21 protein-coding genes are annotated in these 20300 nt (G+C 57.8%); 11 read left to right on the top strand and 10 right to left on the bottom strand.

Annotated features, from left to right (window positions below; genetic code table 11):
* The first annotated feature begins 76 nt into the window (after nt 1-76).
* Entirely contained in the window at nt 77-1558 is a 1482-nt protein-coding gene (locus VOI23_RS17210) for an anion permease (protein WP_323786248.1), read from the top strand.
* Between the two features lie 77 nt (nt 1559-1635).
* Here VOI23_RS17210 and VOI23_RS17205 read toward each other — a convergent pair whose 3' ends face one another.
* Nucleotides 1636-2214 (bottom strand): GcrA family cell cycle regulator, encoded by a 579-nt coding sequence (locus tag VOI23_RS17205; RefSeq protein WP_323786246.1) that lies wholly within the window; start codon nt 2212-2214, stop codon nt 1636-1638.
* A gap of 148 nt (nt 2215-2362) precedes the next feature.
* On the opposite strand from VOI23_RS17205, the gene VOI23_RS17200 reads away from it, so the two are divergent.
* The 4 genes from VOI23_RS17200 to VOI23_RS17185 all read left to right on the top strand — a co-directional run bounded on the left by VOI23_RS17200 (nt 2363) and on the right by VOI23_RS17185 (nt 6247).
* Entirely contained in the window at nt 2363-3148 is a 786-nt protein-coding gene (locus VOI23_RS17200) for an ABC transporter permease (protein WP_323786339.1), read from the top strand.
* 270 nt (nt 3149-3418) lie between these two features.
* On the top strand, nt 3419-4588 hold the full coding sequence (locus VOI23_RS17195) for an aspartate aminotransferase family protein (protein ID WP_323786245.1): 1170 nt from the start codon (nt 3419-3421) through the stop codon (nt 4586-4588).
* Between the two features lie 102 nt (nt 4589-4690).
* Nucleotides 4691-5617, top strand: a complete 927-nt coding sequence (gene argF / locus VOI23_RS17190; protein WP_323786244.1) for an ornithine carbamoyltransferase — start codon at nt 4691-4693, stop codon at nt 5615-5617.
* Nucleotides 5618-5764: 147 nt separating this feature from the next.
* Entirely contained in the window at nt 5765-6247 is a 483-nt protein-coding gene (locus tag VOI23_RS17185) for a lytic transglycosylase domain-containing protein (protein WP_323786242.1), read from the top strand.
* Here the strand turns inward: VOI23_RS17185 and VOI23_RS17180 are convergent, their stop codons facing one another.
* Entirely contained in the window at nt 6248-8170 is a 1923-nt protein-coding gene (locus tag VOI23_RS17180) for an AsmA family protein (protein WP_323786241.1), read from the bottom strand. It lies immediately after the preceding gene.
* A 143-nt stretch (nt 8171-8313) separates the two neighbouring features.
* Between VOI23_RS17180 and rimO the strand changes: the two genes are divergently transcribed.
* The gene (gene rimO / locus VOI23_RS17175) at nt 8314-9690 is read left to right on the top strand and encodes a 30S ribosomal protein S12 methylthiotransferase RimO (RefSeq protein ID WP_323786239.1); all 1377 of its coding nucleotides are present in this window, start codon (nt 8314-8316) and stop codon (nt 9688-9690) included.
* A 48-nt stretch (nt 9691-9738) separates the two neighbouring features.
* Here rimO and VOI23_RS17170 read toward each other — a convergent pair whose 3' ends face one another.
* The 6 genes from VOI23_RS17170 to VOI23_RS17145 form a co-directional block, all read right to left on the bottom strand.
* Nucleotides 9739-10089 (bottom strand): diacylglycerol kinase, encoded by a 351-nt coding sequence (locus tag VOI23_RS17170; RefSeq protein ID WP_323786238.1) that lies wholly within the window; start codon nt 10087-10089, stop codon nt 9739-9741.
* 208 nt (nt 10090-10297) lie between these two features.
* The gene (locus tag VOI23_RS17165) at nt 10298-10552 is read right to left on the bottom strand and encodes a DUF6455 family protein (protein ID WP_323786236.1); all 255 of its coding nucleotides are present in this window, start codon (nt 10550-10552) and stop codon (nt 10298-10300) included.
* Nucleotides 10539-10847: a DUF6455 family protein gene (locus VOI23_RS17160; protein WP_323786234.1), complete on the bottom strand. Its 309-nt coding sequence runs from the start codon at nt 10845-10847 to the stop codon at nt 10539-10541. The genes VOI23_RS17165 and VOI23_RS17160 overlap by 14 nt, the downstream gene beginning before the upstream one ends.
* A 2-nt stretch (nt 10848-10849) precedes the next feature.
* Nucleotides 10850-11119, bottom strand: a complete 270-nt coding sequence (locus tag VOI23_RS17155; RefSeq protein ID WP_323786232.1) for a DUF6455 family protein — start codon at nt 11117-11119, stop codon at nt 10850-10852.
* 423 nt (nt 11120-11542) lie between these two features.
* Nucleotides 11543-11896, bottom strand: coding sequence for a YigZ family protein (locus VOI23_RS17150; protein ID WP_323786230.1), 354 nt, complete (start codon nt 11894-11896; stop codon nt 11543-11545).
* Between the two features lie 7 nt (nt 11897-11903).
* Nucleotides 11904-12638 carry a M48 family metalloprotease gene (locus VOI23_RS17145; RefSeq protein WP_323786227.1) on the bottom strand — a complete coding sequence of 245 codons (735 nt, stop codon included), beginning with the start codon at nt 12636-12638 and terminating at the stop codon, nt 11904-11906.
* A 130-nt stretch (nt 12639-12768) separates the two neighbouring features.
* Between VOI23_RS17145 and VOI23_RS17140 the strand changes: the two genes are divergently transcribed.
* Nucleotides 12769-13011 (top strand): hypothetical protein, encoded by a 243-nt coding sequence (locus tag VOI23_RS17140; protein ID WP_323786225.1) that lies wholly within the window; start codon nt 12769-12771, stop codon nt 13009-13011.
* Here VOI23_RS17140 and VOI23_RS17135 read toward each other — a convergent pair.
* Nucleotides 13002-13262 carry a DUF167 domain-containing protein gene (locus tag VOI23_RS17135; RefSeq protein ID WP_323786223.1) on the bottom strand — a complete coding sequence of 87 codons (261 nt, stop codon included), beginning with the start codon at nt 13260-13262 and terminating at the stop codon, nt 13002-13004. The genes VOI23_RS17140 and VOI23_RS17135 overlap by 10 nt on opposite strands.
* Before the next feature lie 103 nt (nt 13263-13365).
* Between VOI23_RS17135 and VOI23_RS17130 the strand changes: the two genes are divergently transcribed.
* Nucleotides 13366-14472: a class II histone deacetylase gene (locus VOI23_RS17130; protein ID WP_323786221.1), complete on the top strand. Its 1107-nt coding sequence runs from the start codon at nt 13366-13368 to the stop codon at nt 14470-14472.
* A gap of 6 nt (nt 14473-14478) precedes the next feature.
* Here the strand turns inward: VOI23_RS17130 and VOI23_RS17125 are convergent, their stop codons facing one another.
* Nucleotides 14479-15039 (bottom strand): DUF4202 domain-containing protein, encoded by a 561-nt coding sequence (locus tag VOI23_RS17125; protein ID WP_323786219.1) that lies wholly within the window; start codon nt 15037-15039, stop codon nt 14479-14481.
* A gap of 670 nt (nt 15040-15709) precedes the next feature.
* Here VOI23_RS17125 and VOI23_RS17120 point away from each other — a divergent pair.
* From VOI23_RS17120 to VOI23_RS17110, 3 genes are all read left to right on the top strand, one after another.
* Nucleotides 15710-16225 carry a hypothetical protein gene (locus VOI23_RS17120; RefSeq protein WP_323786217.1) on the top strand — a complete coding sequence of 172 codons (516 nt, stop codon included), beginning with the start codon at nt 15710-15712 and terminating at the stop codon, nt 16223-16225.
* Between the two features lie 68 nt (nt 16226-16293).
* Nucleotides 16294-18519, top strand: coding sequence for an ATP-binding protein (locus VOI23_RS17115; protein WP_323786215.1), 2226 nt, complete (start codon nt 16294-16296; stop codon nt 18517-18519).
* 187 nt (nt 18520-18706) lie between these two features.
* Nucleotides 18707-19714: an LLM class flavin-dependent oxidoreductase gene (locus VOI23_RS17110; RefSeq protein ID WP_323786213.1), complete on the top strand. Its 1008-nt coding sequence runs from the start codon at nt 18707-18709 to the stop codon at nt 19712-19714.
* The last annotated feature ends 586 nt before the right edge of the window (nt 19715-20300 follow it).

The raw sequence follows: 20300 nt of genomic DNA, 5'->3' as shown, positions 1-20300 counted from the left end.
GACAGTTTTGTGACAAAATCCTTGCTTTGAGCGCGCGCTGCACCTAGGGCGCACTGAAAGCAGGCTGGAGACCACGATGACTGACCCGAACACTGGCAAGCAATGGAAGACGCTCGACAAAGATCTGGGGCGGATTTCACAGGTCGAATACGCAGCAAACTACGTTTCACGCCCTCTAGTGGCGCCGGGTATCGCGCTCGCCTTCATCATTTTGGCGGGTCTGGTCGCGGCCATGTTCTTTGGTCAGAACTCGGGCACATTGACTGTCGCGGCGGCTGCGGTTTTCGGAGCCTATATGGCGCTGAACATCGGGGCCAATGATGTCGCCAACAATATGGGACCGGCGGTCGGTGCCAACGCCTTGACCATGGGCGGTGCAATCTTCATCGCGGCGTTTTGCGAAAGCGCCGGGGCTTTGCTGGCGGGCGGTGATGTGGTGTCGACCATCGCCAAGGGAATCATCGATCCCGCTGGAATGTCCGAACCCACGGTTTTTATCCTTGTGATGATGGCTGCGCTGATTTCTTCGGCGCTTTGGGTCAACCTGGCAACCTGGGTCGGCGCGCCGGTTTCGACCACCCATTCCGTGGTCGGTGGCGTCATGGGCGCCGGTATCGCTGCTGCGGGGCTAAGTTCGGTCAATTGGGAAACGATGGCAAAGATCGCCGCGAGCTGGGTCATTTCACCCGTTTTGGGCGGGATGATCGCGGCGCTGTTTCTGGCCTTCATCAAGGCCAAAATCATCTACACTGAGGACAAGATCGCGGCTGCGCGTCGCTGGGTGCCGGTTCTGATCGGCATCATGGCGGCGGCCTTTGCCGCGTATTTGTCGCTGAAGGGCCTCAAGCATGTCATCAGGATCGACCTGCCGACCTCGGTCGGTATCGGTGCGGTTATCGGTGTCATTTTGTATCTGGTCTCAAAACCCCTGATCCGACGACAGTCCGAAGGGCTTGAAAACCGCAACAAGTCGCTAAAGGTACTGTTCGGCCTGCCACTGGTTTTGTCCGCAGCACTGTTGTCTTTTGCTCATGGCGCCAATGATGTTGCCAACGCGGTCGGACCTCTGGCGGCAATCGTCCATGTCACCACCATGGGCGATATCGCGGCCAAAGTTGCCATTCCCAGCTGGGTCATGGTGATTGGAGCCTTCGGGATTTCCTTTGGCCTTTTCCTGTTCGGGCCCAAACTGATCCGCATGGTCGGCAGCCAGATCACCAAGCTGAACCCGATGCGCGCCTATTGCGTATCGCTGGCCGCCGCGATCACGGTGATCGTGGCCAGCTGGCTGGGCCTGCCTGTCAGTTCCACCCATATCGCGGTCGGCGGGGTTTTCGGGGTCGGGTTTTTCCGCGAATGGCATACCGAACGCAGGTATCAGTCCAAAAACAAGAAAAAGTCTGCGACCAAGTTTCTGGCACTGGAAGAGCGCCGTCGGCGCAAATTGGTGCGGCGGTCGCATTTCATGACTATCGTTGCTGCTTGGGTCATCACGGTCCCTGCCGCCGCGCTGATGTCGGCGCTGATCTACTATTTGCTGTATTCCGTCGCGGGCTGATTCATCTGCCTTGCCCGCACAACGAAAAACCCCGCAGATACCTGCGGGGTTTTCTTTTTGTCTGATTGCTTGGCGGTTTAACGACGGCGATCGCGGCGCGAAGACATCGGCTGAAACGCCACACCAACATGCGCTTCGCAATAGGGTTTGCCAGCTTGTACAGGCAGACCACAAAACCAGAAATCTTCGGTCGCGGGATCGCCCACCGGCCATTTACAGGTCCGTTCTGTCAGCTCCAGCAGGGTCAGGCGCTTTGCCTTCTTTTCAATCTCGCTCACCTTGGCCAAGGCTTCAGGGCTGATTTCATTGGCCGAAGGCTGCGGCGGCAGCGGCTGACCGGCCGGAATGATCGCTTTGCGCGCGGGCATAGCGACCGGACGCGTGGCCGCAGCAGGCGCGCTTGGCTCGGTGGCCGGCTTCGCCTTGGGCTTCGCTTCGGCCTTGGCCTTGGCGGTGGCTGGCTTGTCCTTGGTTTCGGATTTCGGCGCATCCGTCGCGGCGGTGCCGCTGGACCGGTTCGACAGCCCCAAACGATGCACCTTGCCAATCACCGCATTGCGGGTGACCCCGCCCAGTTCCTTGGCGATCTGACTGGCAGATTGCCCTTCGCCCCACATTTTCTTCAACAGTTCGACGCGCTCATCGGTCCAGGACATGCCGGTTTCCTTACCTAAAAAGCGGCCCCTCTTGCGCGGGCCGCTCTCATATTTCTAGATCAGCCCCTATTTTATCCATCCATGCCTGAGTTACAAGGCATCGAATCGGGTCTGGCGACCTGCCGCTGAAGGAGCAACGAGTATGGAAATGGGCACACGGCGTTTCGGACGCGTTAACTGGCTGGGTCTTTACACGCTATCGGCACGCGAAGTGCAGCGTTTCCTCGCGGTCTGGACCCAGACGCTGGTGGCACCGCTTACCACTGCGGCGCTGTTTATAATGATCTTTTCCGTCGCCATCGGCACGGCCCGCGGCGATGTCATGGGCGTGCCCTTCTCGACCTTCATTGCACCGGGCATCCTGATGATGACAGTGATCCAGAATGCCTTTGCCAATACCTCCTCTTCGATTGTGATCTCCAAGGTGCAGGGCAATATCGTCGACACGCTGATGCCACCGCTGGCGCCGCTCGAACTTGTGATCGGCTATCTGGCCGGCGGTATCGCGCGCGGCGTGATGGTGGCGCTGGCGATCAGCCTCGGGTTGGCGCTGTTTCTCGGCATTGTCCCGCAACACCCGATCTGGGCGCTGACCTTCGTGGTGCTGGGGGCGGCATTGATGGGGGCGATCGGCATGGCCGCAGGCATCTATGCCAACAAATTCGACCAGATGGCGGCGATCACCAATTTCATCGTCACGCCTTTGGCCTTTCTGTCGGGGACTTTCTATTCGGTCAGCGCGCTGCCGCCGGTGATCCGGGAACTGACCCATTTCAACCCGATCTTCTACCTGATCGACGGGGTGCGCTATGGTGTGCTGGGCGTGTCTGACAGCAGTCCGTGGCTGGCGCTGCTGGTGGCGCTTGGGTCAACCATTGCGATCAGCGTCCTGGCCTGGAACATGTTCCGTAGCGGATACCGTCTGAAAAACTGATCGGCCGGCGCAGCGACTGCCCACCCGTGATCCATTCAGCACAATCCCGCACAGAATGCGGTTTTTCTCTTCCGCGAGGGGATTGAACAGGCTATTCGCCTGTCCATGTTCAAAAGCACACATATCGCTCCGATTCGACGCCGACGCCTTCGCGCCTGACGTCCCATTCGCTTTGAACCGCCGCAAATGCGGCAAACCCTTACCTAAAATGTTGACACCCGGCCCCCGCGATGCAACCTCGGGGCCTCCTATGGAACAAGGATTCAAACAATGATCCCGTCTGTCCTGCCGACTTATTCCCGTGCGCCGCTTTCATTCGTGAAGGGCGAAGGCTCCTGGCTGATCGAAGCGGATGGCCGACGTTTTCTGGATCTCGGTGCCGGGATTGCCGTGAATGCCCTCGGCCACGCCCATCCCGCGCTGGTCGCAGCACTGACCGATCAGGCCGGCAAGCTTTGGCATGTGTCGAACCTCTACACCATCCCGCAGCAGCAGGCGCTGGCTGACAAGCTGGTGGATGCGAGCTTTGCCGATACCGTCTTTTTCACCAATTCCGGCACTGAAAGCTGCGAACTGGCGGTCAAGATGGCGCGCAAATACTGGTATGATAAAGACCAACCGGAAAAGACCGACATCATCACCTTCGAGGGTTCGTTCCACGGCCGGTCCTCGGCCGGGATCGCCGCAGCGGGGTCGGAAAAGATGACCAAGGGCTTCGGTCCGATCCTGCCGGGTTTCATTCACCTTCCGTGGGATGACATGGCCGCGCTCGAAGCCGCGATCACCGACACGGTGGGCGCGATCCTGATCGAACCGGTGCAGGGCGAAGGCGGCATCCGGCCACTGCCCGATGCAGATATGAAGGCGCTGCGTACGCTGTGCGACGACAACGACATCCTCTTGATCCTCGATGAAGTGCAATGCGGCATGGGCCGGACAGGCAGGCTTTTCGCTCATGAATGGGCCGGCATCACCCCCGATATCATGATGGTCGCCAAGGGGATCGGCGGCGGCTTCCCGCTGGGTGCCGTGCTGGCCACCGAAGAGGCCGCAAGCGGTATGACCGCAGGCACCCATGGATCGACCTATGGCGGCAACCCGTTGGCCTGCGCGGTCGGCAGCGCGGTCATGGATATCGTCTCGGACGAAGCGTTCCTCGACGGCGTGCGCGCCCGTTCGGGTCATTTCCGGCAAAAACTGGAAGGGCTGGTCGCGGCCCATCCCGATATCTTCGACAGCGTTCGCGGCTCTGGCCTGATGCTGGGCCTGAAATGCAAGCGGACCAATATCGACGTGGTAAAGGCCGGTTATGACAACTTGGTCATCACCGTTCCGGCCGCCGACAACGTGATCCGTCTTTTGCCGCCACTGAACCTTAGCGAAGAGGAAATCGACGAGGCGATCAACCGCCTCGACCGAGCTGCGCAAAGCCTGACATAATCTTCTTCTTTTCCAAAATATCCCGGGGGAGTCGTTGAAAACCGTTCCGATTTTCCACGACGGGGGCAGCGCTCCCTCCCCGTTCCGACGAAAGACAAAACGATGACCCATTTTCTCGATATCAATAGCACCTCCCCCGAAGATCTGCATGCGATGATCGACAACGCCAAAATGATGAAAGCCGCCCGCCAGGGGCGCCCGAAAGGTGCCCCGGATGACGACCAGCCACTGGACGGCCAGATGGTCGCGCTGATCTTCGAAAAACCCTCCACCCGTACCCGGGTCAGCTTCGATGTGGGCGTGCGCCAGATGGGCGGACAGACCATGGTCCTGTCGGGTGCGGATATGCAGTTGGGGCACGGTGAAACCATCGCCGACACCGCCCGCGTGCTGTCGCGCTATGTCGACCTGATCATGATCCGGACCTTCGAGGAACAAACCCTGCTGGAAATGGCCGAATATGCCTCCGTTCCGGTGATCAACGGGCTGACCAACCGTACCCATCCCTGCCAGATCATGGCCGATATCCAGACCTTCGAAGAACATCGCGGGTCGATCAAGGGCAAGAAGGTGGTCTGGTGCGGCGATGGCAACAACGTCTTCGCCAGCTTCGCCCATGCCGCTGGGCAGTTCGGGTTCGACCTGACCTTCACCGGCCCGCCGCCGCTGGACCCTGAAATGGCCTTCGTCGAAGAAGCCCGTGCCAAAGGGGCGGCTGTCGAAATCGTGCGCGATCCCTTCGCCGCGGTGGATGGTGCCGACCTTGTCGTCACCGATACCTGGGTGTCGATGCATGATCCGCAATCGGCCCGCGAACGGCGGCATAACCAGCTGCGGCCGTATCAGGTCAACGAAGACCTGATGCGCCACGCCAAGCCGGATGCCCTGTTCATGCACTGCCTGCCCGCGCATCGCGACGACGAGGCGACCAGCGCGGTGATGGACGGACCGCATTCGGTGATATTCGACGAGGCCGAAAACCGGCTGCATGCGCAAAAGGCGATCATGCGCTGGTGCCTTGGAGTCTGATACTGGCCACCGGTCGCGGCTGGGCGCTTCCTGACTGTGCAGCACCCAGCCGCGATCAGCCGGCAAAAAGCCGCTGCCGTTTCGCGCAGCTCTGTCCTCCTTTGTCAGAGATCTGTAAAATCCGGGCCAGTTTGCAGGAGTCCCGAGATGACAACGTTCTCACGTCGCACCGCTCTCATTTTGTTTTCCGCCGCCGCGCTGTCCGCCTGTGGCGGTCGGCGCAGGCGCGAAATCCGGTCCACGCGATCCTCCGAACCGCAGCTGCATCCGAACGAAACCGTAAAACTGCGCCGCCTGATCAACAAATACGCCGATCATTACGACGTGCCGCGCGGCTTGGTTCACAAGGTGGTCCAGCGCGAAAGCATGTACCAGCCGAAGGCACGCAACGGCCCCTATTACGGGCTGATGCAGATCCTGCCACAAACAGCACGTGGCATGGGGTTTCGCGGCGACGCCAAGGATTTGCTAGATGCGGAAACCAACCTGAAATACGCGGTCAAATATCTTCGCGGGGCCTGGATGGTGTCCGAGGGCAGCCAAGACAAGGCAGTGATGTGGTATGCACGGGGCTATTATTACGAAGCAAAACGCCGCGGGATGCTAAAAGAAACGGGGCTGCGCAGCTGATCATTTCAGTAGATTGAGCAACCCTTTCACCGCCTCGTCCTCGATCTTCTTTCTGACCGCATCTTCGACGCTTTCGCCGTCTTGCACCTCGACGCCCAGCTCTTGCTTCAGCTTATCCTTGACCCGGGTTTCGGCCTTTTGCCGGAGCGCGTCCTTTTCGTCCTGCAGATTCAGATCGATTGCCTTTTCCAGATCGGGCCAGATTTTCGGCCCCGACCAAGGCCCCTTGATCCGTACCGGGATAACCACGCCGTTTTCATTCGACGCGCTGGCGGCCTTGGGCGTGAACAGGTAATCAATGTCCCGTGCGCCCAGTCCGATGCGGCCTTCGCCACGGGCCGAAATCACCGGCAGTTGAAGCAGCAGATCCTTGTTGAAAAGATTGCCCTTTTCCATCGTGAAACTGGCTGACAGGCTGTCGAATACGGTGGTCCCTCCAGTGGCCAGTCCCTTGCGCATCAGGCTGTCCAGATCGATTCCCTTGATGGTACCGCGCCCCATGCTGACAGACCCGTTGCCCGACAGCGAATTCATGATCGCATGCACCGAATTACCCGCCCCAAGGTAGTCGAGCGACGCTTGCGCCTGACCGGTAAACCGCGTGATCCCGGCCAGATCCCCCAGCAGCTGTTGCACTTCGACAGCGCTGACCCGCACATTGCCGCCAACACTCAACCCGTTGCGGTTATTGGCCACCACCTGCCCCGAAAAGGCGCCCGAATAGCCCGCCATCTGGTCCAGCGTCACCACCGCGCGGGATTGGTCGACCGTGGCACTCAACTGCGTCTTGCCGAAACTCAGCCCTGCAACGCGCAAGCCCTGCAAACTGAGCGTGGCACGTCCGTTGAAAAGCCCCAGCGCGCTGGCATCGATCCGGTCTTTCGACCACCCCGTCGTGCCGGTCGATCCGCCACCCCCGTCGCCGCCGGACAGGTCCAGAACCCCCGCCGACAGATTTGCCGTCACGACCGGCACATTGGCGGCCAGATCGACATCGACTTCGCCGGTAAAACGGTTCTGGTCCAGCGCGATTTGCAATGACCGCAAGCTTAATTGCATGGCGGATGTCAGCGTCAATTCTGCCTCAGCCGTCGCCTTGCGTCCCAACCCCTGAGGCAGATCAACCCCGGCAATGCCCAGCGCCGCCAGGACCCCAGCCGTATCGGGCAGGTCGGCCGTCACCTTACCCTGTGCCTGATTGGGCAGCCCGGCCCGACCGTCAAAGGTCGCTTGGCCGCCACCAGCCTTGGCGGTGACCGACAGGTTGGTAATCTTGCCTTCGATCAACGCCGCCAGATCGGCGATATTGCCAGTCACAGACAGGGGCGCAGCCCCGTCGGGCCGGGCCGACAAATCGAAATCCGCATTGCCGCGATATTCTGGCCATCGCAAATCCAGCGCGATGTCGCCGATCCGGGTTTCACTACCCGCCCCGTGATCGACATAGCGCAGGCTGCCACCGGAAATCAGAGCCCGGTCAAGCGACAAGGCCAAGGCATTGCTGGTGCCCGACGCCTGACCAGAGGGCGCGACCCCTTCGACGCCCAATTGCCAATTCACCTGCCCAGCAGTTGATTTTTCCAGCAGGATCGCGGGATTGACCGCTTCCAGCCCGGTGATTTTCACCTCTCCGCCAATCAGCGCCATCAGGTCAACCCCGACCTTCAACCGGTCGGCGACCATGAACGGTCCGCTATCGGACCAATCAGCATTGGCGATTTCCAACGCCCCGGTGCTTATGCCCAGAACCGGGTAATAGCTGACCTTGCTTTCGCCTTTCAGCACCACCGAGCGTCCGGTCTGCGCCTTGATCTGATCGACCGCCACTTGCGCGATCCGATCGCCGGGCAAAAAGATCACCCCAACCAGAGCCACGCCGATCAACACGAAAACAAACCCGATCAGACGGAATACCAAACGCATCGCAACCCCCTTGCCCCTGAGCTTTGGATGTAGCGTAATTCAGGGTGAAGACCACAACAACGGAATTGAACGACAAAGCAGCGATAACCCGCTTTGCGGCAATTCCCTTTGCTTAGGCCCGATTGCTCGCCTATATGCCCCTCATGTCGCAGAATCCGCCAAATCTTCGCCCCGACCTCGCCCCGCGTGCCCGCATCTCTGATACGCGCCGCCACGGCCAACCCACCATCGGCATGGTGTCGCTGGGTTGCCCCAAGGCATTGGTCGACAGCGAACGCATCCTGACCCGGCTCAGGGCCGAGGGCTATGGCATCAGTCCCGACTATACCGGGGCCGATGCGGTGATCGTGAATACCTGCGGGTTTCTCGACAGCGCCAAGGCCGAAAGCCTTGAAGCCATCGGTGAGGCGCTGACCGAAAACGGCAAGGTGATTGTTACCGGCTGTCTGGGCGCGGACCCCGAGTATATCACCGGCGTACATCCTCGGGTTCTGGCCGTTACCGGACCGCATCAATACGAACAGGTGCTGGATGCGGTCCACGCTGCGGTGCCGCCCGATCCCGATCCGTTTGTCGATCTGCTGCCTGCCAGCGGGGTCAGCCTGACCCCACGCCATTACAGCTATCTGAAGATTTCCGAGGGCTGTAACCACAAATGCAAATTCTGCATCATTCCCGATATGCGCGGCAAACTGGTCAGCCGCCCTGCCTTTGCGGTGATGCGCGAAGCCGAAAAGCTGGTAGAAAGCGGCGTCAAGGAATTGCTGGTGATCAGTCAGGACACCTCGGCCTATGGGCTGGACCGGCAGCACGGGTCGGAACGTGGCCACAGGTCGCATATCGTCGATCTGGCGCGCGATCTGGGGGCCTTGGGGGCTTGGGTGCGACTGCATTATGTCTATCCCTACCCGTTCGTGCGTGACCTGATTCCACTGATGGCCGACGGTTTGGTGTTGCCCTATCTCGATATTCCGTTTCAACACGCCCACCCGGCCACCCTGCGCCGGATGGCCCGGCCTGCGGCTGCCGAACGCACGCTGGACCGGATCGCGGAATGGCGCGGCATTTGCCCAGAGATCACCCTGCGCTCAACCTTCATCGTCGGATACCCGGGCGAAACGGAAGAGGAATTCCAGACCTTGCTGGACTGGATGGACGAAGCACAACTGGATCGCGTCGGGTGTTTCCAATACGAAAACGTCGAGGGTGCACGATCGAACGCCCTGCCCGATCACGTACCGGACGAGGTCAAGCAGGACCGCTGGAACCGCTTCATGGAAAAGGCTCAGGCGATTTCCGAGGCCAAGCTGGAAGCCAAGGTCGGTCAGGTGATGGATGTGATCGTCGATGACATCGACGCCGACGGCATCGCCACCTGCCGCACCAAATCCGACGCACCGGAAATCGATGGCAACCTGTTCATTGATGAAGGCACGGATGGGATGTCGATTGGCGATATCGTGCGGGTCGAGGTCGATGAAGCCGGGGAATATGATCTGTGGGGCGTGTTGAAGCCCTGATCAGACCGAACCGCAGGGGCTGATCAACGCGACGAAGATTTCAGCCCCTCACCACACCAACACGGCCACCCAGGCCACCCCGACCGCAATCGCCGCCACGGCGACGCCTGCCGATCCGGCATCCTTGGCCTGTTTTGCCAGATCGCGTTCTTGCTTGGAAATATCGTCAACCACTCGTTCGATGGCCGAATTGAACAGCTCTGCCGCCAGAACCAGAATGCCCAGCGCCAAGATCAACGCCCGTTCGCCCCCCGTCAGTGGCAGGACGAAAGCCAAGCCGGCTGATGCGATATTGGCCCAGATCCAGCTACGAAACGAATATTCGTTGCGCCAAACTTCTGCGAGACCAGCCCAGCTCCAGATCACGCGCAGACGCAAGCGTTTGAAAAAATACAGCATATTTCCTCCGATCCGCAATCATGGACTTGCCCGGCAAGACGATCAAGACGGTTCGGACGGCAAAAAACTGTCAGAAAAGATATTTCTTGCGACGGAATGCGCCACAGCCTCCGTACTAGCCGCGGCTCTACTCACAGAGTCTGGCGCGGATGGGCTTACTTCCCCTACAAGGTCAGCCCATCCACGCCTCCCAATGGGAGGGATGCGTTCAATGTTCGGAAAGCGCTTCCAGCAGGTCCTTGTTCCGGCAATAGCGCGGCGCTTGAGACGCACGGGCATGATGATCCATCCAGACCGAACAATCGCCATCATGCTTACATGAACTGCAGCGCATCACGGCACCGCGGTATTGAAAGGCGAATTCCGGGTCGGCCTGAATTCTGCTGGCGAAATTCGCGCCCACCGTTTCGGCCATTCGATTCATCACAGCGGCGTGTCGGCTGATATTCTTAAAAATTCCCATGGTCGGCATCCTTTTTTTCTGTGGCCCGCCCAGGGGCCTTCAAAGCATTCAGTTTTCCGGCGTTCACACACATGTCGGGTGCCGATTCAGCCCCAGCCCCGTTCACGGCAAGCCATTGTTCGCATTGCGATACGAAACGGCATTGTCGGCAGAGCGTCACCATTTCGACATACCCCTGCGGATCGATCTGGCCTGCATTCATCGCATCGCTCAGGTTCACATCGATACTGCGGGCCACCGAGCGCGTCAGCCAGAAGTGAAAAACAGGATCGCCAAGCGGCGTCACGATACCCATTGCTATTCCTCCTCCAATGCAGCTGCTTTAAGCTGCATATACGCCCCGCAATTCGGGCACTCTTTTGGAACTTCGTTGCTGCTGTCATGGCTGGCCAGCCAACGTTCGCAGCCATCAACCCAAGTGCAACCGCGGCACGCCTGAACGATCTCGGCCCATTTTTCCTGACTCAAAATGCCAGCGTTCTGAGGTCCAACAAGATCGGTCTGCGTGGCCTTCGCCATGCGTTGCGCCATCCAGTAATGACGCGTGGTTCCACCCAAAGGTTTCATCAGCCATTCCCTATCGTCATTTTGAACAGGCTAGCCGGATGCTGAACCCTGCGCTTTGACGAGGATCAAGAACGTTGAATTCCTGCCTTGGCGAGTTCTGGCGCAAAGAATCTAGCCTTGCAGTAGATGTCAGGGCAACGTAGCACCGCCCCTCTTTTGCACTACGCAGCCGATTTTCCAGCCTTCTGCGCGGACCTAACTTGTGCCGCCGAGAACAGTATCCGTAGCCTCGGCCAAGCCGGTTCGCCCGCCCGCAACGTTTTCTTTAAAATCAGATTCAATGGCTTTGGTCATCGTTGCGGCCAGACCGGCACGGCAGGAAATTCGTCCGAGTCGCGTCCTGTTTCCCCAAAACGGTTCGGCTTGGCGCGTTTTACGAATCGAAACTGCAGGGCCTTGGGGAAGAACCGTTAAGGGTTCTGTTCAACCAATCGCGTCGAGATAAGCCTTCACACAGGTCTGCACATGGCGGAACCGGTCCCCGCCCAGATGCTTGCCGCCATACCAGCGGGTGACCACGACGATCTGATCGGTGACGCCATCACGTTCCAGCATCCGCAGGATCACATTGCCAGCGCCGCTTTCGCCATCGTCGCCCTTTCGCTGTGTGCCGTCCGACTGCAGCACCGCCCAGCTATTATGCGTGGCCTTGGCATATTTTTTCTGCCGCTTGAGCGTTTTGAGGAAGGTGTCGATATCACCGGGGTCGTTGACCGGCCCGCCCGACACAGCGTAGCGCGACCCGCGGTCGCTAACGACGTTTTCAAGTTGGAACATTTCAATTTCACCAGGTCGCGGCAGACAACGGATGCTCCCTTGCGGTTTGCCGAACGAGGGCAATCCGTTTTCCGTTAGGGGGGTGCGTTCCCAGCATTTCATCTGCGGGGCTGGGCAGACGATTAAAAAACCTCACCCCGATCAGCGGATCGTATCCCGCCCGGATCGAAATGATCGTGCCGATCTGGTCCGCTTCAAGTTCGAATTCCTTGGAATACTGCAACATGCCCAGCACAGCGCCCAGTTTGCGCGCATTCTTGATTTCCGTCCTGGTCGCGCCGTTCACCGAGGCCAGTTCTGCCATCACACTGGCCCCATGCCGGGCACTGACTTCCTGCCGGGCGAGATGCCCGGCGATATGGTGGCCCGCTTCATGACCGATGACAAAGGCCAGCTCTTCGGGGTTACGCACGGTATTGAGCATCGCATAGTTGAACGACAGGATCGGTTGTCCTTTGCGCGACAGGAACTGATGGGCATTGGCAGCTTCGGCATCCTTTTCATCCACGACGAATCTGAAATCGCAATTCAGATGCGGCGCTTGTTCATGGCACAGTGCCTCCGCTACCGGTTCGACCGCTGCCACGACATCGACGAACATCTTCGCCGCCTTGCGCGACGGTTCTTGAGGCACTTTTGCAGCTTCTGCGGTTTCGGTCGGGACGGGTTTGTCTGCCGGGGCGGAAGGTTCCATGCAACCCGACAGCCCCAAAGCGACCAAAAGGATCAAGAACCGGCGCATTGAATTTCCTTAGCTATGCAAGACCATTTTAGCATGTCGCAGCGCAAGCACCAGCCTGTGAAAAGCGACCGCGATGCGATCGGGTCATGATCGCGCTTGCCTATGGGCAAACATAGCGTATCCTGATTTCATGTTTACCATTGAACACGATTTCGACGCCACGGTCGTCACCCTGATCGACGAAGGCTCAACGCCTTTGCAGGAAGACATCACCATCAATGCCTTCGAAGATTGCATCACGGTCGAACAATATGATGCACGGCTGGACAAGGTGCAGAAAATTACCTTTTCACTGTCTCAGGTGCAGGAATTAGCAGCCGCGCTGGATCTGCCCGAAGGGGTCTATAAACTGCGTCCGGCAGATCAGGACTGACTAATCCGAAACACTTTGTCGCGCGCGGTCTGCCCGCGCACAAGCGTCAGACGGGATTTGGCCAGGCCCAACGCCTTGGCCAGTAGCTTCTGCACCGCCGCGTTCGCTTTGCCGTCCTCTGGCACGGTCGTGACATAGACCCGGATCGCGCCGTCCTGCACAATAATCCTGTTCCGCGATGCCTTTGGCGTAACACGCACCGCGATTTCAGCCCCTGCCACAGCCAGATGACTCAGTTCTTCCTGTGCCATGCCACCCCCCCGTTTGATCCGGCTTTTCCATACCGGATTTAGACGGCATGGACATCCCCGTTTCCGCCGCGAATATTGGGCAGGCACAGCAAGGGAGACATGGATGAGCACGGGATTTTACTGGGACGAACGCTGTTTCTGGCATGGCGGCGGGGACTATGCGGTCACTTTCCCACTCGGAGGACATGTCCAACCTCTGGCGGCTGGGGGATTGGCCGAAAATCCTGAAACCAAACGCCGACTGAAGAACCTGATGGATGTCACCGGATTGTCGGGTGAATTGGCAATGCGGCAGGCCCCGGCGGCAGACTGGCATGACCTTGCCCGCGTTCACCCCGAAGAATTTCTACTCAAATTCAAACAGTTATCAGATCAAGGCGGCGGTGAACTGGGGCTGCGAACCCCCTTTATGAAGGGCGGTTTCGAAATCGCCGCTCTGTCGGCGGGGCTGGCCAAGGCAGCCCTGTTCGATGTGCTGCGCGGCGATCTGGACAATGCCTATGCGCTGTCGCGTCCGCCGGGGCATCACTGTCTGCCGGACTGGCCGAACGGATTTTGCCTGCTGAACAATATCGCCATCGCCATCGAAGCCGCCAAGGCCGCCGGGTTGGCGCAGCGGTTCGCGGTGGTGGATTGGGATGTCCATCACGGCAACGGAACCGAAGCGATATTCCTGAACCGCGACGACGTTTTGACAATTTCGCTGCATCAGGAATGGAATTACCCACTGGACACCGGCGAACTGTCACAACGCGGTAGCGGTCAGGGTGAAGGTTTCAACATGAATATCCCGTTGCCGCCCGGGGTCGGACATAATGGCTATATCGAGACGATGGAGCGGATCGTTCTGCCCGCCCTTGGCCGTTTCAAACCGGATGTGATCATCGTCGCCTGTGGTTTCGATGCCAGCATTTACGACATGCTGTCGCGGATGATGTGTACACCGGAAACCTTTCGCGTGATGACCCGTCAGGTCATGCAGGCGGCAGATGATCTGTGCGATGGCCGGTTGGCCATGGTCCATGAAGGCGGCTATTCCGAAGTCTATGTTCCGTTTTGCGGTCATGCCGTCTTGGAGGAACTGTCCGGCAGTACCCTGCAGGCCGAAGATCCGATGGCCGAGACCGTCAAGGCGCGGCAACCCAATGCCCGGTTCGACGCCTTTATCAGCGGCTTGATCGGTGAAATGGCGGCCGACCTGTTGGGCTAATGCGCCTCAGACCCGGAACGCGGCAGCAAGGGCATCTGGCATATCGAATTCGGCCAATGCCCGTGCCCTGCCATTTTCGGACATTTTGCGGGCTGTTTTGGTGACGATATCGACCAGTTGTTCATGACTTCGGTCGTCGGCGAAAGGTTTCAGATACCACCGAATGAAGGTGAAACAAATCACGTCTTCCAGCGCTTGAATTTCGGGATCTTTCTTGATCCCTTCCTTGCGCAACAACGTCCGGACATGGTCCTGATCGGCCTCGGGATATCCCGCATCGGCCATGATCCCGGCCACTCGTTCGCCGTGCCGGCGACCCTGTTCCTTGCGCCAGGCATAATAACCGGCCTTGCCTTCGGGATAGTCCTTGCGCGGCAATTGCCAACGTTCAACATGCTGTCCACGGGCCGCGATCTGCAACACCTCGGATGCATCCGGGAAAAGTTTCGCCAATTCCTCGCTCATCCGCTCTCCATATAGCAATGCCGCGGGGCGGTTGTTTTCCTGCGTCGGATCGGCGGCATTGGCAGCGTCGATGGCAGCAAGGGCATCGGTCAGGCGGGTCATGAGGTTTCCGTGTTGGTTCAGGTGGGTTCCAATACTGCGCAAACCGTAGCTGAAGGCAAGCGGTTGGGACAATACCCCCAATTCGCCACGGTAACGCCGTCCGATACATTCCGCAGGTCAAAGAGTATTGGCACCAAACAAAAGAGGCACTTTACCTTAAAGGCGAGTTAGCCGGGGAATTGTCATTTTTTTGGCGTAACATGTCGACTGGACATTTGTCTTGGTGCGACAGGCCGATTGTACCCACAGACCGACCGGATCGTCGTGACGGCCAAACCCTTTGGATTCACAGGGTTCCCTCTGCCGCAACGACGAAGCCGTTCTGCTGTTTGCACTTTTTGTGACTATGTCAGGAATCCCTACCCTATTTGTCAAAACTATCCCCTGAGTTGTTTTATAGCCACTCGTTGCAAGCCTGCGGAGATATTTCGGGTAAACCAAACGCCATGTGTGACGTTAATCAGATGAGTGAGTGAAGATAAAAGTTGCTGTTTCGCGTACATGAAAAAGAGAATGTCATGATTGGGACTATCTGCTACAAAACAGATTTTCCGAGTATTAACAAAGGGTTGATATTTTGGGCAGCGGCCGGATCGTGGCCGTTTTCTGAACATGACTTCCAGAATCCGCAAATCCGTTCGAACGCGCCTTTGAGCGAAGGGGCAATGGGATGATGTGGAAGCCAATAGCCGTATTGGCCGCAGTCGGGTCTGTTTCCGCCCATCTGATGGTCTTGGCCAACTATTCCAGCCCGGAAGAAGCGTCATCCACGGCGACGTCTACATTGCCACAACCCAAAGATCAGGCGACAGGTAACATTGCCCGGACAATCAGGATTGGACCTGCTGGCGGGGCAGAACAAGGGCCTTCGGTCAAGGTCGCGCAAGGAACGTTCTTCCGTTTCCCGGAAGGCACCCGTGTCGTATCAAAAACGTCGACTGACAGCCTGATGCTCATTGATCTGGCGATCCCGATGGGCCGCGCAACGCTGCTTGAGGAAATCCAAGCTGCCGTAAACCAGACGCCATATGGGAAAAAGATGCAGCAACAAGAGCAGCGTAATTCGATCAAGCTTGAATTCTGGTCCAACGACGGTTCCGGGCAGATCGTGCTGGATGAGATTTCCGATAAAAAAACTTCTGCTTCGATCCGTATTTACGGGCAAGACCTGTTTTCAAGAAGCTGATTTGGACAGGCTCCTCCGACGCGATCACGGGGAGATAGGCATGTAAGGCGAGTATTTGGAGACGGGTAATGAGTATCTTTCAGAAAGTTGCGGGCATCAAGAAACTCCCTATCCTTCTGGTTCTGATCTACCTGGCAGCGCTACCCTTCATGTTCGCGGTTAAGCGTGACCGACCCAATCTGACCTTCAATCATCTAGAGATGTACGATGATATCAGTGCTTTGATGCAGGTCGAATTCCGTTTCCGCAAATTGCTGGATGCGGTGAACGAATACCGGTTGCACGGATCCGATAGCGCCCGTGAAGAAATATTGTTCCATCAGGAAATTTTGCAAATCCGTACTCAGGACGGACCGACACAGAAATGGGATACGTCGGATCTGCCGCAAGGCGGGTCCATGTCGGTAGTGGAGACATTGCCGCGGATGGTCGATCTGATCGGCACGGAAGTGAAACAGTACCTGGCATCGAACGATCCCGATCAGGGGCGGCGCTTGGCCGATAAGTTGCAGGCCTATTTGTTCGAATTCAATTCTGAACTGATCTTCCTGTCTGATTTTTCCAATCAGACCGCCCGGCGGCAGGAAATCAATCTTGTCGGTAACGTGCAGCGCGATTTTAATTTCCTGTTCGCCATCAACGTAATCATGATCGCCGCGCTGTCCATTTTCGCATATGTGCTGACCAACAAGGAACGCAAGCTGACTGAACGCAGCAAGGAAGTGATCGAGTCCGAGGAAAAAAGCGCGGCCAAGACAAAATATCTGGCATCGATGAGCCACGAAATCCGCACCCCGATGCAGGGCATCATCGGAGTAACCCAAATCCTGTCATCGTCGGACCTGAAGCCCGACCAGAAGAAGAATGTCGGGTTGATCGCGACTTCGGCCTCGACCCTTCTGGCGATCATCAATGATATTCTGGACATCGCCAAAATCGAAGCGGGGCGGATGGACCTGGCCCCATCACCGATCGATTTCCGCCAAACCATCGAAGAAACTGTTCAGCTGTGTTCGTCGATCGCCGTGGAAAAGGATGTCGATCTGACCTTTTCCTTTTCACCCAATTTGCCGGAAAACATCCATGCCGACGGTACCCGTTTGAAACAGGTTTTGCTGAACCTGTGCAGCAACGCGATTAAATTTTCTGCAGGGCAGGTCAGTGGCAGGAAGGGCGCGGTCGACGTTACCTTTTCGGCGAATGAAGCAGGACGAGCCTATTTCGAGGTTTCAGATAATGGTATCGGCATGAGCCAGGAAGTGGTGGACCGGCTGTTTTCCCCCTACACTCAGGCCTCGGCCGACACATCGAACCGGTTCGGAGGCACCGGTCTGGGGCTGACCATATCCAAACAAATCGTCGAACTTATGTCCGGTCGCATCCACGTCCGCAGCGAACCGGGCGTCGGATCGACCTTCAGTGTCGATTTCCCAATCAAGAAAATCGTCACCCATGAACATAAGGTCGACCTGGAACATCAGGCGGTGATCGGCTATTTCGACGACCCGAAAGAAGCTGGAAACCTCAGCGGCCATATCCGCACCGCAAACGGCGTCTATCATGACGCGCAAAGCTATCAGCAAGTCGTCGATCTGCTGCACACGTTCGACACCCCGCCGGTTGTTCTGCTGCAACATGCGATTTCGCAGACCCTGCTGGATAATATGATCCGTATTACCGAAAGCAATCCGCGAGTGCATTTCATCGTACTGGCCAGCGAAGCCGTGCCCGAGTTGACGCTGCCTGCCAATTGCACGGTATTGGACACCAAACCGCTTCTTCCGTCCAACCTGCTGGACGCGCTGCAAAACAGCGGTCGCACCGAAGCCCGTGGCGTCCCCGTCGACATTCCCGAACTCATCGCACCGACAGAAATCCAGAGGCGCAATCGAATCCTGTTGGCCGAAGACAACCAGATCAACCAGATGGTGCTGCGTACCCAGCTTAGCCGTATGGGGTATGAGGTGGATATCGTCGGTGACGGCGCTCAGGGGCTGCAAAAATGGACCAGCAGCGCTTATGATCTGATCCTGAGCGACTGCAACATGCCCGTGATGAACGGGATCGAATTTGCCCGCAAGGTCCGGGCATTTGAAACCGAGCAGGGCCGCAATGAAACCCCGATCATCGCATTGACTGCGGATGCGTTCGAAGAACAGAAAGTCGAATGCCTTGAGGCGGGAATGAACGATTTCCTGATCAAGCCAACCTCGATTGAGGAACTTGGCGACAAGCTGGAATTCTGGCTGCGCAATGTGTCGCCGCAAAACAAGAAAGTGGCGTTGGTCAACTAACCTCAGACCCCAAAGTCCGGCGCCGCTATCTCTACCAATATGTTAGCGCCCCAGGAACAGACGGACATTTCGTAGGTTTGGATAGCCAAGCCTATCGGGTTCCTTTGAAGGCGTGTCGAACATAAGGCCAATTTGACCTTGTTTCCGAAACGCGGCCTCCATAGCTTCCGTCCGAACGGAGGCCACTATGGAAAAATTCTCGCTGCTTGATTTGTCGCCTATTCCCGAGGGGAAAAATGCGACCGATGCCCTGTCCAATTCTGCCGATCTGGCAATTGCTGCCGAAAAGGCCGGGTATTTCCGGTACTGGGTTGCAGAACACCACAACATGACCGGGATCGCCAGTTCGGCGACCGCCGTTCTCATCGGGTATCTGGCCTCTGTTACCCAGACCATGCGCATCGGGGCCGGTGGCATCATGTTACCCAATCACGCGCCGTTGATGGTGGCGGAACAGTTCGGGACGCTGGCCTCAATCTATCAGGGCCGGGTCGACCTAGGGCTTGGGCGCGCGCCCGGTACAGATATGGCAACGGCAAGAGCATTGCGGCGTCATATGTCGCAAAACGATAGCTTTCCGGATGATGTACAGGAACTCATTGGCTACCTGGGGGATATGCCCGAAAGCGCCTCTGTTCGCGCAATTCCGGGCGTTGGGACGCATGTTCCGGTTTGGGTTCTTGGCTCCAGCCTATATGGCGCGCAGTTGGCGGCCTATCTCGGGCTGCCCTACTGTTTTGCCTCGCATTTTGCGCCGGACATGCTGGAAGAGGCCTTGTACCTTTACCGCGAGAATTTCCGGCCGTCAGAGGCTCTTTCGCGGCCCTATGCGATGATCGCTGCAGGGGTATGCGCCGCCGAGACCGATGCCGAGGCGGAGTTGCTTAGGTCGTCACAATTGCTGTCCTTCGCGAACATCATCACAAACAGACGTGGCAAACTGCCTTACCCGACCGAAGATCTTGCTTCGAAAATCACCGCGCCTGTCATGGCGCGGGTGCAGCATATGCTGTCGTGTTCTGCGGCCGGATCGCCTTCAGCAATCAAAGCGCAGCTAGGTGCGATCCTTGACAAATATCAGCCGGATGAACTGATGGTGACGGGCATGATCCACGATCATTCGGCAAGGGTTCGGTCATTCGAAATCGCCGCTGGCGTTCTGAGCGAACTGCAAGAGCCTGTCAAAGCCAGTTGACGCAACAAATGCGTCAGGTCAGCAAATCAGATGTCTGCCCCCCCGGCCTGAACCATCCGGCTCATCCGCGCATTCTGATCGACCAGCGCCCAAGCCAGAACACCATTTGCAACATGGTTAGCGAATAGCTCCTGAATGGCGGCCTCGTCAGCGTGAGGCTCAGGACCGATTAATTGGTCCAGACCCTAGTTTGCAGTGTGTCAGGAAGTCGTATGACGATCCCGCGAATCACGGCGCCTTGTGGTGCCCCGATATGTATACGCTTTGCCTTCTAACTTTGAGACAAGGGAACCGAGATGGGGACAAACAACTCCAGCGACGACTTTAAGCACAATGACGTGCATCAGATCACGGTGCGGAGCTATCCGGTTCGGGAGCGTTCGCGGCATTAGCGCAGTCGCACACGCTCTCTGTACAAGTGGATGAAGCCGTTCGCTGACCCGAGTCGCTTTTATGTGATGACGTGCTCCCCTGAGAGTCCTCGATTATAAGTTAGCTCTGTTCAGGTTTTGGTTCTCTTTCGACCGTTGATGATATTCCCACGGGGTGAGCCCGTCGAGGCTCGTATGGGGGCGGTGATAGTTAT

This window comes from Thalassovita sp. (genome assembly GCF_034670005.1).
Classification (GTDB): Bacteria; Pseudomonadota; Alphaproteobacteria; order Rhodobacterales; family Rhodobacteraceae; genus Thalassobius.
The sequence above is the reverse complement of the archived record's forward strand: the minus strand, read 5'-3'. Positions and strand labels throughout refer to the sequence as shown.

Coding starts and splice junctions, on each gene's coding strand:
- VOI23_RS17210 (WP_323786248.1), top strand. CDS start 77: ATGACTGACCCGAACACTGGCAAGCAATGGAAGACGCTCGACAAAGAT.
- VOI23_RS17205 (WP_323786246.1), bottom strand. CDS start 2,214: ATGTCCTGGACCGATGAGCGCGTCGAACTGTTGAAGAAAATGTGGGGC.
- VOI23_RS17200 (WP_323786339.1), top strand. CDS start 2,363: ATGGGCACACGGCGTTTCGGACGCGTTAACTGGCTGGGTCTTTACACG.
- VOI23_RS17195 (WP_323786245.1), top strand. CDS start 3,419: ATGATCCCGTCTGTCCTGCCGACTTATTCCCGTGCGCCGCTTTCATTC.
- argF (WP_323786244.1), top strand. CDS start 4,691: ATGACCCATTTTCTCGATATCAATAGCACCTCCCCCGAAGATCTGCAT.
- VOI23_RS17185 (WP_323786242.1), top strand. CDS start 5,765: ATGACAACGTTCTCACGTCGCACCGCTCTCATTTTGTTTTCCGCCGCC.
- VOI23_RS17180 (WP_323786241.1), bottom strand. CDS start 8,170: ATGCGTTTGGTATTCCGTCTGATCGGGTTTGTTTTCGTGTTGATCGGC.
- rimO (WP_323786239.1), top strand. CDS start 8,314: ATGTCGCAGAATCCGCCAAATCTTCGCCCCGACCTCGCCCCGCGTGCC.
- VOI23_RS17170 (WP_323786238.1), bottom strand. CDS start 10,089: ATGCTGTATTTTTTCAAACGCTTGCGTCTGCGCGTGATCTGGAGCTGG.
- VOI23_RS17165 (WP_323786236.1), bottom strand. CDS start 10,552: ATGGGAATTTTTAAGAATATCAGCCGACACGCCGCTGTGATGAATCGA.
- VOI23_RS17160 (WP_323786234.1), bottom strand. CDS start 10,847: ATGGGTATCGTGACGCCGCTTGGCGATCCTGTTTTTCACTTCTGGCTG.
- VOI23_RS17155 (WP_323786232.1), bottom strand. CDS start 11,119: ATGAAACCTTTGGGTGGAACCACGCGTCATTACTGGATGGCGCAACGC.
- VOI23_RS17150 (WP_323786230.1), bottom strand. CDS start 11,896: ATGTTCCAACTTGAAAACGTCGTTAGCGACCGCGGGTCGCGCTACGCT.
- VOI23_RS17145 (WP_323786227.1), bottom strand. CDS start 12,638: ATGCGCCGGTTCTTGATCCTTTTGGTCGCTTTGGGGCTGTCGGGTTGC.
- VOI23_RS17140 (WP_323786225.1), top strand. CDS start 12,769: ATGTTTACCATTGAACACGATTTCGACGCCACGGTCGTCACCCTGATC.
- VOI23_RS17135 (WP_323786223.1), bottom strand. CDS start 13,262: ATGGCACAGGAAGAACTGAGTCATCTGGCTGTGGCAGGGGCTGAAATC.
- VOI23_RS17130 (WP_323786221.1), top strand. CDS start 13,366: ATGAGCACGGGATTTTACTGGGACGAACGCTGTTTCTGGCATGGCGGC.
- VOI23_RS17125 (WP_323786219.1), bottom strand. CDS start 15,039: ATGACCCGCCTGACCGATGCCCTTGCTGCCATCGACGCTGCCAATGCC.
- VOI23_RS17120 (WP_323786217.1), top strand. CDS start 15,710: ATGATGTGGAAGCCAATAGCCGTATTGGCCGCAGTCGGGTCTGTTTCC.
- VOI23_RS17115 (WP_323786215.1), top strand. CDS start 16,294: ATGAGTATCTTTCAGAAAGTTGCGGGCATCAAGAAACTCCCTATCCTT.
- VOI23_RS17110 (WP_323786213.1), top strand. CDS start 18,707: ATGGAAAAATTCTCGCTGCTTGATTTGTCGCCTATTCCCGAGGGGAAA.